Source organism: Frigoriflavimonas asaccharolytica (assembly GCF_013294015.1).
In the GTDB taxonomy this organism is placed as follows: Bacteria; Bacteroidota; Bacteroidia; order Flavobacteriales; family Weeksellaceae; genus Frigoriflavimonas; species Frigoriflavimonas asaccharolytica.
The window spans coordinates 1-16,930 of sequence record NZ_JABSNO010000039.1 but is presented as its reverse complement, the minus strand read 5'-3'; the positions used below and the strand labels follow the sequence as shown (position 1 = coordinate 16,930).

Sequence of the window (16,930 nt, the reverse complement as noted above, 5' to 3'; positions counted from 1 at the left end):
TAAAGATACGTTTTCTTGCAGATATAAACAAACTTTATAACTTCTAAATAACTATTAATCAGTTGTTTAAATAGTTTTTAATGGCTGACTATTTACATGTCAATATTTTTTCTCACCATGAAAAAAAATCAATTATAAATTTTTATTAAGATTAATATTATCAGCAACTTTTAAATATTCTTGCTTCAAAAACAAAAAAATCCCCAAGTTTTCACCTGAGGATATCTTTTACAAATATAAATTATATTATTTCTTAATCAATTTGATACCTGTATTCTCTTCATTAATTTTCACAATATAAACACCTGTTGTAAGATCAGATACGTTAATATTTACTTTGTAATCATTTCCGAAAGAAAAGTTTTTAATTAAACTACCTGCTATATTATAAATTCTAATTTTAGAAATTTTTTGCTGTGATTGTACAGTAATATTTTCTTTTGCTGGATTAGGATAAATGCTGCTTGTGCTTTTTTGTGCTACAACATCATTCGAAGACAAGGTTGATGCGCAAACTACTTGTGAAGGTAGAGATTGATTTGCAGCAACACCATTGTCATTTCCTAATTGATAGTTACTATCGCTACCCCAATTCCACATAGTAGTATTAGTTTTTATTGCTCCAGCCATATTTTCACCATGTGTTCTGCATATTACAGCCCAATCTGAATCTGTTCCTACTTGCTGTGGAGCCAAACTATTAGTATCTCCACCAGCTGCACCTGTACCTAACATTCCGCTATCATTTACTCCCATTGAAAACATTTTCCCATCAGTTTTTAGGATAAACGAATTGTCAAAACCAGCTCCAATTGCAGAAAAGTTTGAAGCAGCTTCAATTGCTTGTGGAGATCTGAAATATTGAGCACCTGCACCAACAATTCCTAACCTTCCATTATGACTAGCTCCCCACCCAAAAAGTTTTCCAGTAGTTTTAAGACCTAGCACGTGATAAACACCACATGAAACATCTGCCCAATCTGTATCTGTACCTATTTTAACAAAACTAGATGACGGTGATCCCGAAGCTCCTGTACCGGTTTGTCCCTCAACATTAGTACCACAAGACCAAAGTGTACCATCAGATTTAATACCAAATGAGTTGTACCAGCCAGCCGCAGTTTTTTCCCAATCTGTTGCAAGACTAGTTTCTTGTTTCCATGTATTGTGCGATCCAGTAGTGTTTCCATTGCCAATATTACCCCAAGCATTGTAGCCAGCTCCCCACATAGTTCCGTCTGTTTTTACTACCATTGAATGGTAATATCCTGCGAAAAATGATTTTACAGTTGCTCCACCAAAAAGTTGTGTAGGTGTAGATAAATCGGTATTGTTTCCTAAACCAAAATTACCATAGCCATTATCACCCCAACCGTACAGTGTACCATTAGATTTTTTTGCTAAAACAAAGATACATCCAGACGAAATATCTGTCCAATCTGTATCTGTGCCAATTTGTGTAGGATTTTTTACTACTGTTTGTGCTGCGCTACCATTTCCAAGTAAGCCTTGGGTGTTTAGTCCCCACATCCAGATAGTTCCATCACTCTTTAATGCTACTGAATGATAAAGTCCTTTTTCAATCTTTACCCATCCGGTAGTTGAACATTGTGCTTTTACGTTTGTAAAAGAGAATAATAAAAATGCTGCCAATAATAATGTTGCACTTAATTTGTTTTTGAAATGAAAATAATTCTTTTCCATATTTATTTTTTTAATTAGCGGCAAAACTAATCTTAAAAAAGAGCGCAATAAAACTATGATTGGTGTGAATTCAGAAAAATAAGCATCTACTATGTATCTAAATTAATCAAAGGTAAATGGTTTTGAGGAAAAATATATAAATAATTCAACTTATTGATAATCTGTATTTTATAAGAATTGTTCTAAAGTTTATGTGGTATATTTTTCTGAAATCATTCCATTGCAAATTCTTACTTTTCTTTAAAAACTTTTCCTTAATCCTACTTCTTTAAAATCAATTTTAAACAACTACCTTAGGATTATTTTAAATAATTTTGCTGGAATTTTAATCATTAAATGGAAATATTATTTTATTATACCCGTTTTTTGGGTCTTTAATCTTATTAATGAACGAGAAATTAAGCATGAATAAATGTAGGCGCCAAATATAAAAAGCAATTACAGATTTATAATTATTGAGACGCCATTTCGTTTTTCTCAATTCGTAATTTTTCTATGAAGGAAGATGGAGTTAGACCCGTTTCTTTCTTAAAAGCAATTACAAAAACTTGTGAATGAGAAAAACCACAGTCCTCGGCAAGGTAACTTATTTTATACTCCATATAAAATGGTTCGTTGTAGAGTTTATCTATAATATATTGTATTCTAAGTTGATTTATATAGGTACTGAAATTACTTTTTTTCAATTCACGAATAGCTTCTGAAACATATTTTGGGTTTGACTTAAAATTATTTGCCAACCACGTAATACTCATATCTTTTTTAAGATAATCTTCGCGATCTTCAAATTTTTGCAGTTTTGCCTCTAGAAGTTCTGCAACATCGTTACTTTTGTTTAAAGATGCATTTGCAGCAGCGCCATTTTCCTTTTTAGAAACTTGGACAATGTCATTTTCCTTTGTAGAAACTTTGGAGGTAGAAGTTTTATCTGCAGTTTTATTGATCAATCTTTTTATTATAGCTTTAAATCTTTTCTGTTCAATTTTGTTTTTCCTTTTCCAATAATACCAAACGGTAAGTGAAATGAAAAGCGTACAGATAATTGCAATAATCAATATATATCCCGTTGAAGTCTTTTGTTTTTCCGTAATGTCAGTTTCAGTTTTTTTTACTATTTGTGATGAAATTTTATCAACTGAGTGTTTCTCTGCAATCCTGATACTGTCTTTTAAATTTTTAAATAGTTCCGTATATCTTTTAGCTTCTCTACTATTATTTTTTGCCAAATATGCTTCCGAGATTATTTCATAAATATTTTCTCTATTGTAAGGCGAAGAATTGTTCTTTTCTAAATCTAAAGCATTTTTACCGTATTCTATGGCGAGATCATAATTTTTAATTTCAAGATAATAATTACTTACTGTCATATATAAATTGAGTTTATTATAGGGCAATATCTCTTTCTGTGCACTATTTTGCAAGGCTTTTTTAAAATATTTTTCTGCTTTGGTTGGGTCTTTTGGATCGTCAATAAACATATAATAGATTCCCAAATTATTTTGTAATGAAGTAATCATATCATACTTCAAAAGATTGGAAACGCTTTTACTTTTATCAGAAATCAGCTCAGCTTCTTCTAAACTTTTTGTTAGATAAAATTTAATAGAATCTGATTGCTTTTTGCTTCGATCAAAATAGCTGGTGAAATTTTCATAAAGTAAACTGGACAAATAGTGCTGCAAATCTTTATCTCTAATATTTTTGGTATGTTTTTTCGAAATTTGAAAAGATTGATAGCTTTCTTCTAAAAAGCCTAATTGGCCATAAGCCAAACCTCTCATTCTATATATTTTAGATAAATCTTCTTCTGGTGTTTTTGAGTTGATATATTTTTCTACATCAGTGGTTATCTCAATTACCTCTTTATTTTTCCCTAAATTAGTGTACAGTCTTGCTAACTCGCTTGCAGTTGAAAACATTATTGAATAATTATTACTTTTTGCTTTTTCATAAATGTTTTTTAGTGCGATGATCTTTTTTTCATCAACATTTTTCTCTGTTTTTATCCCTTCCAAATCTCTTTGAAGTTTGCCTTCCGATATTGCCTGAGAATTTATAAAATTAAAGGCGAGTAAAATGAAAAGGATTGAAAATAATTCTCTCATAATTAGTTAAAAATTCTTTGCTGTTTATTAAGAAACTGCATGTATTGAGTATTTATGCGAAGTTAGTTTTTTTTATATAAATTACCTTGATAAATATATGAATTAATAGTGAAATCATTCATTGTTTAAAATGCGTAAAATACAGATTATCATAGTCTTTTAATTGTAAAACAACCCTTTTTATTTTGTTGTAATTCATGCAATTTTACCTCCTAAAAAGGCGGTATTCATTCTTATGAAATATAGTATAGCCTATCACTATTAAATATTATTGCATTTCTTTTTAAATCTATAATGAAGAATTCACAAATATTTCTGTTGTGTTTTGATGAAAATTATCGTGGATATAAAACAATCAGATTTGGAGGACTTTATTTTTTCCAGAATAGTAAATGGAATGCAGGAAAGATATAAAAAGACAATAAACTGAATTAATTAAAATTTATGAAAAAAAATCTATTATCACAAATAGCATGTTTTGCTTTAATCATGATATTTGGTTTATCCTATAGTCAATCTCCTGGTGGAGTTTCTACAGATTTATCTTTGTGGTATAAAGCAGATGCTGGAGTAACAACGGATGCAAGTAAAAAAGTAACTCAATGGAGTTCATCTGGACCCAATGTTGTAGGTCTTGTACAAGGTGGGATTGCACCTACTGTTCCATACATACCGTATAATGACCAAACCACGTTTACAAGTACTTGGAATTTTAATCCAACGGTTACTTTTGACGGTACAAATAGATATTTAGCGAATACAACTGCTAATTATTTAACCACTACTGGATCTGTTCATTACATAATTGTTGCCAAAGGCAAAAACAGAGGCACAGGTTATCAATCAATGTTTGCTATTCAAGGGAATAATACAAATTTTTTCTATTCTGGAGCAGGAAGCGAGAATGCTTACCCAGTGATGAATAATAATTTCGCTGGTAGTTATCCTGCCGCCGCATCAATTGTTTCTCCAGATGGTTTTGGGATTTACTCAGCAGTTCTTCCGAGAACATTAGCGCAGGGAATTCAAAGAGGTTTTTATAATGGATTTAAGAAAAATTATCCTACACCTTATCCAGTTAATAGTTATACAATTCCTACAAGTGGAGCTTTTATTGGTTCAGATGGAACAACAGGAGATAATTTTAATGGAGATATAGCAGAAGTTATTTTGTATCATAATCCTTCTGGAAATGATCTTGCAGATAGTGAACTAAAGAAAATCCATAGTTATCTTGCTATTAAGTACGGTATTACTTTAGAAGCTTCTCATGATTATATTTTATCCAATGGTCAGGTAGTTTGGGATGCAACAGGAAATACTGGTTACACAAATAACATTGCAGGTTTAGCAACAAATGGTGCTTCAAGATTATTGCAAAAACAATCTTTTAGTTCAAGCGTTGGGAAACAAGTGGTAATTTCTACCTCCGCAATCGCAAGTACTAACAAATTAAATAATGTTGCATTAAATGAGGGACAAGCTTTACTTTGGGGTGATAACAATTTAAAAAAATCGCCTACTATTCCAATCACGGGAATTTCAGCCGTTAATTATCGTTTTGAAGCAATTTGGAAAGTTGATAATACCAATAATGTAGGTACAGTTCGTGTAGCTTGGCCAGCTGGATTAAGTAATTTAAAATTGATACAAAGCTCAGATAATGTATTCACCTCCAGTGATGTTGTTACAAACATGTCTGGTGTACAAACGGTAAATGGTGTTTCTTACAATTATGCGGATGTAAATTTAGCAGACGGACAATACTTCACATTTGCTGCGTACGTACATGCACCAGGTGGAGTAGTATCTTCCTTATGGTATCGATCAGATAAAGGTTTAGCACCTGCAACTGGAGCAGTCTCAACATGGACGGATTTTTCTTTCAATCAAGTGCCTGTTTCACCAATATTATCAGCAAGTACATCGGCTCCATCTTTAGTAGATGGAACTGGACTTAATTTAAATTTTAATCCAGGAGTTACTTTTGTTCCTGCAAATGCATTAGGTAATACAAGTACTTTAAACGCTGTTACTAATTCAAATTACACTATTTTTACAAGTACAACACCTGTTTCTGGTAGTGGTAATGATAGAGTTTTAGGTTTAAGTTATTCTAATTTAACAGGCGGTTTAAGCTTTGATAGCCCAGGATTAACTGCACCAAATTTAGTGTTAAGGAATAATGCTGGTGGAATTCTTGTAAATGCAGCTGTAGCCGCTGGTTACAAATATAGTGAGTTAACAAATACATCTATTGTAAGAAATAGCTTTACCAATACCTTATTTACAAGAGCTTTGAATGGAGCGGTTGCAGGTTCTAATGATACTTATACAAGTGTAGCAACTGGTCCAGATGGTGGAATTTTATTTGGTAGAAATGCCAATAATGGCGGAGATGATGGTGGCGTAGGTATGACTATGGCAGAAACTATTGTGTTTGACGGAACACTTTCTGCAAACGAAGTAAATAGAGTAGATTCTTACTTGGCAATAAAAGGAGGAATTACTCTTGATATTACCAATACTCCAAATTATTTAAACAGTAGTTCTATTCCAGTATGGCAAGGTGCTGTAAATACTGGGTACAACAATAATATTTTTGGAATTGCGAATGATTTTATTTCAGCTTTACATCAAAAACAATCGAAAAGTATTAATGCTGGTCAAAAATTAATTATAGGAAATGGAACTTCTTTATTTGAAACTAACCAACTTAATACAAATAACTTATCAGATGGTCAATTTCTAATTGTTGGTGATAATGGTTTAAGCCAAACTCCTTCTGTAGCTATTTCTAATATTGCAAATGTAAATTACCGCTTTGCTTCCGTTTGGAAAGCTCAGAATACAAATGCTGTAACTACCGTTCGCGTTGCTTGGCCAAAAGGTCTTACGAATTTAAAACTTGTACAAAACAATACGGATCCTACTTTTTCTTCTGCTAATGTAGTAACAGATATGGCTGGTTTGCAAACCGTAAATGGTGTTGATTACAACTATGCAGATGTCACAATAGCTAACGGACAATTTTTTACTTTTGCATCATTTGTTAATGCTCCAGGTGGAGTTGCAAGTGGCTTAAGTCATTGGTATAGAGCAGATAAAAACGCAGTAAATACTGGAGATGCAACAGATGTTACCACGTGGACAGATTTCACTTCTGGTGTTGTTTCTTCACAGATTGTTACAAACGATTTACCGAAATTTAAAAAAGGAACAGTTGATTATTTTAATTTTAATCCAGGTATTAATTTTACTACCATCAATCAAACGATTGGTAATAATACACTTCAGACTATAACAAATGCTAACAATGATCTCTTTATGGTTACAAAAGAAGGAATGACCACTCCAGGAAGTACTTTCCCTCATTACTTCAGTATAGGGATGGATAATACTACAACAACGATTGCCAATTGGGATTATGTAGGTCTTTGGCCAGCCGGTAATGTTGAAAGAAGAGTTGTAAACGGAGGTACCAATTTTCCAAATGTACTACCAGGATATGATGCCAATATTCCAAGTATTATGTATTATAATTTTTTAAATCAACCATACAGTCGTGGATTGAATGGAGGAGCGAATGGAACCACTTATAATAGTCCTGGTGCTATGGGAATACCTTTAGGAGGACATATATTTGGAAGTACTAAATGGACAGGAAGCGGAAGTGATAATGGAGGTTTTATCGGTAATATAAGTGAAACAATTATCTACGGTGCAGGAAACATTACTGGTGCAGAAAGAAGAAAGGTAGATACTTATCTTGCTGTAAAATATGGTATAACCTTAGGTAGAGTAGATACAGAAAATTATATTGCTACAGAAGGAACTACTGTTTGGAATGGAACAGTAAATACTGTTTATAACAATAATATTTTTGGTTTAGCAAAAGATAATATTGAAGCTTTTGAACAAAAAGTGTCAAAAAGTGTAAATGCAGGAACAATTCTAACCGTTGCAACCACCAATGATTTTGTAGAGCCTAACTTAAATGCAGCGAGAACAGGTTTTTCTAATGATATTACATACTTTTTGTTAGGAGATAATAAAATTATAACTACACCACTTTCTGCAATTACAGCAAATTCAAAAACATATAATAGAATTGCAAGAACTTGGCTATCTCAGCGTACCAACACTTCCTCTTTAGTACATTTTGAAGCAAATTTAGCATCTTATACAGGAATAGGTACTGCCGCAGGGAAATCGGTTTATATGTTGGTTGCAGATGACGCTGCTTTTACCAACAATTTTCAAGCTATACCTGGTAGTTTTAATACCACTTCTAATAAATGGGAATTTACTAAAACCTTTGATTCAGATATTGTAAATAGGTACATCACATTCGCTGAAAGTGATATTTTACCAATTGATCCATGTGATATCACCGCAGCCAACCCAGATTCTGATGGAGATGGTATTTCAAATGCTTGTGATTTGGATGATGATAATGATGGGATATTAGATTCAGCAGAAGGTGGTCAGGTGTGTGTAGATTCAAAAAATAAATCTATTAATACGAATGGAACTTCATTCAACACCCCTGTAAATACTTCTACTACTCAAAGCCCAGTTGCGATAACAGGTTTAGGAAATGGTGCGTTTAATTTTACAGCTTCTTTATCAGGAACATCTGTTTGGGGTGCAACTTCTGCTTCTGGTACTGCAACTTCTTCAGGTGGAGTACAAATAAAAAATAATTATCCGCTAATTGGAGATTATCTTTATATGCAACCTACAACCACAAAAACGCAGAATACCGGAGCTAATGTTGCAAACACTTCAGGTGATTATGCAACTTATATTCTAGATATTACAGGTTCTAATAATGGCATTCAATTTACCTCTGCAGGTTTGAACTCTACAGATACCTTTGAAATATATGCCTTTAATGGAGCTACTCCTGTAGTTATAAATTCTTCTAATTTATCAGGATTTAGCCCAGCAAATACTTCTGCAAATTGGACAATAGGTACGGTAGGCGATGGCGTTAAAATTACAGGTCTTAACAGTGGTGGTGGCACAACGGTAGAAGATAATTTATTCACAACAGCCATTGGAAGTCCTATCACGAAAATAGAAATCCGCAGCTACAAAAATTCAACGAGTACAGGTGCTTCAACAGTGACTGTAGGAATAACTGGTATTTCATTTTGCTCTGTAGGTCCCTATCTAGACACCGATGGAGATGGTATTCCAGATTATTTAGATTTAGATTCTGATAACGATGGTTGCCCAGATGCAATAGAAGGAGGCGGTACATTTGTAGATAGCCAATTACAAAATTCTGCAATGCCAGGAGGAAACTCTGGTGCTACTAGTGGAAGTTATAATTTACCAGTGATCAGAAATTTATCTGTTCCAGTTAATACTACATCAGGTTCTGCAAGTTATGGTGTGCCAATTGCTGCAGGAACTGGTCAAACGGTTGGTTCATCAACCAATGCAGCAGTAAATGCTTGTCCTACTTTTTGTTACAAACCAGGATTAGCAACTGGCGGTTCTATTTTAGATACTAGGATGGGAATTACTTCTATGGCGCGAGCTGGAGTAGAAGATGCTGCAAACTGGCCAATGGTAAGAAAAGGTGGTTGGATAGCGTTAGAGGCCAAAACAAAAGGTTTTGTGATAAATAGAGTGGCTTTCACAGCAGATAATCCTGTAGGAATTACTGCTATTAATTATGTTGAAGGTATGATGGTTTATGATACCACCAACAAATGCATGAAGATGTACACCTTGAAAGAAGGAGATACAGCTTTTGCATGGCATTGTATAAGTACACAAACCTGCCCAGATTAAAAACACAATTTTATATATAGATGGTATCGGTAGCAAAATTATACTTGTTACCGATCACAATCAATCAACCAAAAAAATTAACAAAAATGAAAATAATAATAATAGCATTCATAGTTTTTGTAAGCAGTAGTTTGCAAGCTCAAGTTGCGATAGGGAAACAAAGCGTTACCAATACGTCTGTATCTTTAGAATTTGCGGCAGAAAACAGAGGACTTATTCTTCCATATGTAGAAACAAAAGGTGGAATATCTGCAGAAGGAACTATGATATTTGATACCACAGACCACAAAGTAAAATATTTAAAAAATGGCGGAACATGGGTAAATTTATCCGAAGATAATGGCACAGTTTCCACCATCGGTGTGGCAGATTTATCAATTCAGCAGGGAACAGAGCAGTTAACGGCAAAAACGGCAATTGGTGCAACTAGCGCAACAGATACTACCCCAGGAATCTTAGTTTTAACCGCAACGGACAAAGCAATGATACTTCCAAAAGTTGCAAGTCCTCATCTAAATATCATCAATCCAGCATCTGGGATGATCGTTTATGACACTGTAAAAAGACAACTTGCAGTTTACAATGGTAAAGTGTGGAGTTTTTGGAAACCATAAAAATTTTATTTAGCTAAATTATTTAGTGTAGTATTTAAATATTTTTTCCAAATGTGTACACAACAAGATAACTAAGAATAAAATAAATTAAAAATGCGCAATTTATTTTGCGTATTTATTTTTTAATTATTGATGGATTTTTAATACTAATCTGTTTCCATATTACTGAATATGAATTAAAAAAAATGGTCCATCAGTTTTCGTATTTATCGCGCAATTTAAATTTATTATACTTACAATCAATTCCTAAAATAATTGATAAGTAGTTAAAATCATAACATTTAACCATTTTAATTTATAAATTTGTAATCAAGATTGTTACTGCTTTATAATTCGTTTTTTTTAAATATTTACGAATTATTGTAAGTAAACTCAAATTATGCTAAACAAAAATTAATAATTGTAGTGTAAGAAGACCATCCATTTAATCAATTAAAAAAACTTAAATATGACGTATTTTATTAAAAACCTAGTTCCATTATTTCTATTCATTTGCATGTCGATAAATGCATTCGCACAAAATGATATCGTTTTGAAAAATGATGGACAAGAAATGATAGGCAATGTTACTCAAATCAATAATGATGATGTAAACTTTACCTACAAAAATGAAAAAATTCCTTATGTAATTGCTAAAAATGATATTCACAAGATCACTTTTTCATCTGGTAGAATAGAATATTTTAATAAAGATGGAGGAGGCAAAAATATTTCCAAACTTGGTGATCATCACAACAAGGTTGCAATTCTTCCTTTCTCTTTTGTGAAAGATCAAGGTGATGGGGCAATGGCAATGTCAAAAAAAATTCAGCAAGAAACTTACGCCATCTTTAATAAGAAGAAAAACAATCTGCAATACCAAGATGTGCAAACTACCAATGCACTATTAATAAAGGCAGGAATAACGGGGGGAAACAAAGATGGTTATACGATGGGAGAAATATGTGATATATTGGGAGTAGAATACGTAATCCAAGGGATGGTATCTGTAGAAAGAACAGGTGCAAGTTCTTATTCAAATTCAAACTCTACTATTTCCAATACAAATGATCCAAATAGAAGACAAACATCTAGAGGATTGATAGGACAAGTATTTTCAACTAGCAAAACAAATGTAAAATCCAATTCTTCCAGTTCCACAAGTGATGATTTTTCAACAGCTATCACCATGAATATTTATAATGACAAAGGTGACAATATTTTTAATCAAGATCATTCTTCATTCTGGAGCATGGAAGATGCTTATAAAATTACACTAAACTATTTGGCGAAGAAAACTCCATTATACACAAAATAATTAGCGCTTATATAAAACAAATTAATTTTCAGGTATTTAATAATAACAGTTTTGCATTTTCAAATATAAAATGTTCTTCTATACACATGCGTTTTCAGAATACTATTTAAATAATAGTCGGTTTGCGTTGATTTTAGGCTTCCATAAAAACAGTACAATTTAGAAGGATGAAAATGCTAACTTTAAATTGGAAAAAACTTTATGAAAAGAAGCAGATTTAGACAGGAGCAAATTGCAAAAATTTTAAAAAATTACAAAAATTGCACTACCACAGAATAGTTGTGCTATAAATGGAGTGTGTCGTCCAACTTTCTACAAATTGCGCAAATCACGACTTCTATTAAAATATTGATTACTAATCACTTATATAAATTTAATTTATATTGCAAGGTTTTTTTGCTTAAATCATATGGAAATTCTCAATTTTTGTAGTAGAACTACTACAAAGATTCTTAAAAATGTATTTTATCTTTGAAGTATAATAATTCAAATAATTAATTTAAAAATTAGAAATTATGGCAGCTAACAATTCAAGAGGTGTTTTGAAATTCAATGGAGGATCAGAACAAAAAGTGTTAAAATTAAACTACAGCGTATCAAGATCTACAGACGTTTCTGGTCGTGTAGCTTCAGATCCAAGTAACGCTTTAATTAAAATTACGATTGAAGCAACAGAAGATGCTCACGTGTTAGAAAGTTTATTGAACGGAAAATACAAACCAACAACTGGTGAAATTACTTTCAATAAATCTCACGAAGAAGGAACTTTGATTACTTTAAAATGGAACAACGGATATGTAATTCAGCACGAAGTAGCATTTGATGCGATTGACCAAGACAATATGTTGATTTCTTTCGTGGTAAGCGCAGAGCAAATTGACTATGGCACATCAGCTTATGAAGGAATTTGGCCAGGAAAATAAGGAATAAAATTCTTATTAATTCAAGGTTAATTTAATCTAAAAAATTCCCAACGGACTTGAGATTTACAAGTTTCGTTGGGGATTTTTTTATTTTATAATTGAATCAACAGATAATCTAATTCAAATTTATAAATGAAATTTCAAAGCCGTCAAATTTGATATATGATTTTTTTACGCCAGAATTTTCCAACTTTGAATTTCTATTTTATTTCAGATTTTTTAGAGCGGCCAAAATTGCTTGTGGTTCTGCACGAACGGTATAATCTGCATCTAAAAATGCATATTGAATGACTCCGTTTGTATCTATCACGTAAGTTGCTGCCAATGGCAATTCATTGCTCGTATCTCCATTAAATTTATTCAAATCAAAACCGGCATTGTACGATGCTGCAACCTCTTCAGTTAAAGAATATACCACGCCAAATTCTTTTCCAATCGTATTATGTACATCACTTAAGACATCAAATTCCAATTGATTTTTTTCTGAAGTGCTTAGAGAATTATCTGGTAATTCTGGTGTTAAAGCGATTAAAGTGGCATTTTCTGATTTAATTTCGGGAAGTATTTCTTGCAGTGCATGCAAAGTAATATTGCAATACGGACACCAACCACCGCGATACCAAGTTAAAACTACTGGACCGTTTTTCAGCTCGTCGTATAAACCAACTGATTGATCCAGCGCATTTTTTAAACTAAAATTTGGTGCTTTGTCGCCTATATTTAATGCTTTTTCTAAAACTCCAGAATTGGCAACACTAGAAATACCATCGGCATATATTTTTTTCTTTTCATCTGTGAATTTTGCAGCGCCAGCTTGACGAACTGCATCTAGTAAATGATCTAAATTATTTGTATTATTTTCCATTGTATTAAATTTAAATTAATGTAATTATGAAGCTTGTTGCTCGCTGAGCAAATCCGTCAAAACTTGTTTGAAGGTTTCTACAGGTTGTGCTCCTGTAATTGCACTTTTTCTATTGAAAATTATCGTTGGTACAGAATTGATTCCCATACTTTTCCAATAATCCTGAGTTTTTCTTAATTCTGCACGAGTTTCTTTATCCTCTATTTTTGCTAAAGCATCCTCTGCATTTAAACCGACTTCTAAAAGAATTTCTTTCAAAACTTCTTTCTTACTTACGTCTTTTCTATCGCTAAAAAATGCTTTTGTCAATGCCATTTTTAGTTCGGTTTGCTTCCCAAATTCTTTAGCATATTCTAACAAAATATGAGCGTCAAAAGTATTTACCATGCGCATTTCATCAAAATAATCGAATTTAAAATATAATTCTGCACCCGCTTTTGTCATCATTATTTTAGACTGATTTTGTTGTTCGGTTGTTGAACCATATTTTTCTGTAATATGCTCGTTAACATTCTGACCTTCAGCTGGCATATTCGGATTCAATTCAAACGGTTGCCATTCTATTTCTACTTGCTCTTCAATTCCCAATTCTGAAATTGCTTTTTCCAAACGCTTGTATCCAATGGTGCACCAAGGACAAACTACATCTGAAACGATATCTATTTTTAGTTTATTTTCCATTTTTATAAATTAATTATTTCGCTAATTTGAAGAATACCTTTTACGTTGCTGTAGTTTTCTACATCTGCCGCAAAGATTTCTCCGTGTGGTCCAAAGGATTCTTGAAAAGACTTTACACTATCAAAAGTTAAATGAGCAATCGCAACATAAGGTGCCATTTCTCCTGGATTTCTTCCGGCTAATCCTAGGTCTAATGTAATACTTTTCAAAGCGCTACCTACTAATTTTGAAATCAGCGGTAAATGTTTGTTTTTATAATACTCTGTATCAAATTGCACATCTTTGCTATTGGGATACATTACAGATACTTTTATCATTTTACTTTATTTTTAAAGTTAATAAACCTTCTGTTAAACGCACAGAAGGTTTACTTTATTTTTAATTTTTAGTAATTTATACTTATTTTTTCTCCCAAGCAAATTTTGTGAAACCAGCATCAACAGGAGTATTTGCGATGTGATTGGTATAGTTGCTAATCACTTTTTGAGATAATCCTAAAATTATTTCTAATACTTGTTGCTCAGCATATCCTGCTGCATAAAATGCCTCTAAATCTTCTTGAGATACGTTTCCACGATTTCTTACAACAGATAAAGTCATGGTTCTTAATGCTTCTAGTTTTGCATTTGCTAGTGGAGTTTCATCGCGCAATGCATCAATAATGCTGTCGTCTACTTTCATCATTTTTGCAATACCTGTATGTGCAGGAACGCAATAATGACATTCGTGTTCTACATTAATTGTTTGCCAAACTACCGTTAATTCTTCATTGTTGAAAGAAGTTTGGGTAAATAATTCATGCAAAGTTTGGTACGCTTGCAATAATTGTGGAGAGCCCGCTAAAACGCCATGCAAACCAGGAATCATTCCGTATGCTTTTTGAGAATTTTCTAATAATGGTTTCGCTTCAGCTGGAGCAGTTTCGATGTTGTGAATTTGTAATGTTGTCATAATTCTTATTTTAATTTATTATTGTTAATTATTTCTAAACGTTCATTTAGTTATTATGTAAAAAAAATGTTTATATATTTTTAAAGGTCATTTCTATATAATCTTCAATTTCTTTTTGATTGTTAACTCGGGAAGCTGCGGCTAAACCATGCTTAGCTAAAAGCAAATAGTTCGCTTGTTTTAAGATTGTTGCTTCGTCTTTAGTAGGATCCATTCTTAATTTTTCTAGGAATAATTGTTTTAAATTATCCATAAATATAATCATCTGTTCTGCAATTATTTGGTCACCACTTTCTGCAAATTCATTGTAGGTATTGGTTACCAAACAACCATTTTGATTGCCTGTTTCTCGGTTGATTGCCACAGAATCATAGAAAAACTGCTTGATATCTTGAACGCCATTTTTCGCATTTCGGAAATCTTCGAACAAACTTCTGGTTTTATTTTTATAGCATTTAATACTTTCTAAAAAGAGACCATGTTTGTTGCCAAAACTAGCGTATATTGAAAATTTATTAATGCCCATTTCCTTTTCAAGCATTTGCATAGAGGTAGTTTCATAGCCATTTTTCCAAAAAAGCTGCATTGCTTTTTCTACTACTTCTGCTTCAATATATTGTTTTTTTCTAGCCATTATCTCTAATTACAATGCAAATCTAAACAATCGGTTAGTAATAAACAAATGTTTTAACTTTTATTTTTTTATTTCTTCCGGATATTGTTAGAAGAATAGATGTTTACAATTGTTTTAATAGGGTAGAACCTCAACAAAGTTGTCGTGTTTTCTTACTATTTTAACTGTTTGAAAATATTATTTAAATATATTACCAATTGACGTGAAACCGTTTTCCAAAAAATACATCATACGCAAGGCTGTTTATTTTTAACCGAAATAAAAAATTAAAAACAAGAATTTGCCGCATTATAATAGAATAATTGTAATATGAAAATAGACATAACATCAGCAATTGGCCATTAAGATGGTGCAAATGCAAAGAAATTATCCGCTGGAGTAGGAGCGAAAAATACAGTTATCCTTGTTCGTACATCAGAAAAGACTGACGCAAGAATAAGTATTGTTCAAGTCTATAGGACGAAAAATTTTAAAAATAAAAGCAGTACAAGTAAAAAATTTAGAAAAAATGTAATTTAATCTAAAATAGCATCTTATTTATTATTAAAACGCTCGTTTATCTGCCAAAATCGTCTTGTAAGCGAACAATATCTTCTTCATCAGAAGGATTTTCTGCATCGGTGTGTTGCCAAATTTCGGCCACAATTCCCCAAGAATCCAAACCTACCAAACGATGTCTTTCACCTTTGTCCATTTTTATAAATGCACCGGAAACTAGTTCTTGAAGTTCGCCTTCTTCATCGGTTAAGCTGGTTTTTACGCCAACTTTTCCACCAATTACTTTCCAAATTTCAGATCTTCTAAAATGGTATTGCCAAGATAATCTCATATTTGGTTCTACTATCAGAATTTTAGGGCTTAATGTGTTGGTAATTTGAATATCATTCATTTCAACATTCGGAAAAAAAAGTTTTGCAAAATCTGCAGCTTGGCTTTCGTCAATTACAAAAAAACCTCCCCATGGTCTTGTGGTATCTTGCTTTTCTATTCTAAAATTTTTCTCTTTCAAAAAATTTGTAATAATAGCAAAAACTTCTGTTTTGCTGGCGTCTGGTTTTAGATTATTAATCATTTTTTTTATTTTGTTTTATCAATTTGTATTTCGTTTTTCTTTACCAATCAGATTTAAATCACGTTTTTTCTTACATTATTAAAAGTGTTATAATTATCGAATGTACAATTTTTGTAGTTAAATTTAATATTATTAATCTCAAATATTGTAAAAAGTGAAAAAATATTTAAAACGAATTGTGTTGTAGGCTCCCCCAAAAACAGTACAATTTAGAAGTATAAAAATACTAACTTTAAATTGTAAAATAAAATTATGAAAAGAAGCAGATTTAGTCCG

General features: G+C 32.1%; 12 protein-coding genes. 4 read left to right on the top strand and 8 right to left on the bottom strand.

Annotation, left to right across the window (positions count from 1 at the left end; all coding sequences use genetic code 11):
- Window positions 1–246 precede the first annotated feature (246 nt).
- The gene (locus HNQ03_RS15380) at window positions 247–1,704 is read right to left on the bottom strand and encodes a T9SS type A sorting domain-containing protein (protein WP_173780584.1); all 1,458 of its coding nucleotides are present in this window, start codon (window positions 1,702–1,704) and stop codon (window positions 247–249) included.
- Window positions 1,705–2,156: 452 nt separating this feature from the next.
- Complete coding sequence (locus HNQ03_RS15375; RefSeq protein WP_173780583.1) at window positions 2,157–3,809, bottom strand: helix-turn-helix domain-containing protein; 1,653 nt, start codon at window positions 3,807–3,809, stop codon at window positions 2,157–2,159.
- Between the two features lie 444 nt (window positions 3,810–4,253).
- On the opposite strand from HNQ03_RS15375, the gene HNQ03_RS15370 reads away from it, so the two are divergent.
- From HNQ03_RS15370 to tssD, 4 genes are all read left to right on the top strand, one after another.
- Window positions 4,254–9,617, top strand: coding sequence for a beta strand repeat-containing protein (locus HNQ03_RS15370; RefSeq protein ID WP_173780582.1), 5,364 nt, complete (start codon window positions 4,254–4,256; stop codon window positions 9,615–9,617).
- An 86-nt stretch (window positions 9,618–9,703) separates the two neighbouring features.
- Window positions 9,704–10,231 carry a hypothetical protein gene (locus HNQ03_RS15365; protein WP_173780581.1) on the top strand — a complete coding sequence of 176 codons (528 nt, stop codon included), beginning with the start codon at window positions 9,704–9,706 and terminating at the stop codon, window positions 10,229–10,231.
- Between the two features lie 448 nt (window positions 10,232–10,679).
- Window positions 10,680–11,528 (top strand): hypothetical protein, encoded by an 849-nt coding sequence (locus HNQ03_RS15360; RefSeq protein ID WP_173780580.1) that lies wholly within the window; start codon window positions 10,680–10,682, stop codon window positions 11,526–11,528.
- A gap of 515 nt (window positions 11,529–12,043) precedes the next feature.
- Window positions 12,044–12,451, top strand: coding sequence for a type VI secretion system tube protein TssD (tssD, locus tag HNQ03_RS15355; protein WP_173780579.1), 408 nt, complete (start codon window positions 12,044–12,046; stop codon window positions 12,449–12,451).
- 205 nt (window positions 12,452–12,656) lie between these two features.
- Here tssD and HNQ03_RS15350 read toward each other — a convergent pair whose 3' ends face one another.
- From HNQ03_RS15350 to HNQ03_RS15325, 6 genes are all read right to left on the bottom strand, one after another.
- Window positions 12,657–13,316: a peroxiredoxin-like family protein gene (locus HNQ03_RS15350; RefSeq protein WP_173780578.1), complete on the bottom strand. Its 660-nt coding sequence runs from the start codon at window positions 13,314–13,316 to the stop codon at window positions 12,657–12,659.
- Window positions 13,317–13,340: 24 nt separating this feature from the next.
- Window positions 13,341–13,997, bottom strand: a complete 657-nt coding sequence (locus HNQ03_RS15345; protein WP_173780577.1) for a DsbA family oxidoreductase — start codon at window positions 13,995–13,997, stop codon at window positions 13,341–13,343.
- A gap of 2 nt (window positions 13,998–13,999) precedes the next feature.
- The gene (locus HNQ03_RS15340; protein ID WP_173780576.1) at window positions 14,000–14,314 is read right to left on the bottom strand and encodes an EthD family reductase; all 315 of its coding nucleotides are present in this window, start codon (window positions 14,312–14,314) and stop codon (window positions 14,000–14,002) included.
- Window positions 14,315–14,396: 82 nt separating this feature from the next.
- Window positions 14,397–14,948, bottom strand: a complete 552-nt coding sequence (locus HNQ03_RS15335) for a carboxymuconolactone decarboxylase family protein (protein ID WP_173780575.1) — start codon at window positions 14,946–14,948, stop codon at window positions 14,397–14,399.
- Between the two features lie 70 nt (window positions 14,949–15,018).
- Window positions 15,019–15,582 carry a TetR/AcrR family transcriptional regulator gene (locus tag HNQ03_RS15330; protein WP_173780574.1) on the bottom strand — a complete coding sequence of 188 codons (564 nt, stop codon included), beginning with the start codon at window positions 15,580–15,582 and terminating at the stop codon, window positions 15,019–15,021.
- 556 nt (window positions 15,583–16,138) lie between these two features.
- Entirely contained in the window at window positions 16,139–16,654 is a 516-nt protein-coding gene (locus tag HNQ03_RS15325; RefSeq protein WP_173780573.1) for a cupin domain-containing protein, read from the bottom strand.
- Window positions 16,655–16,930 lie beyond the last annotated feature (276 nt).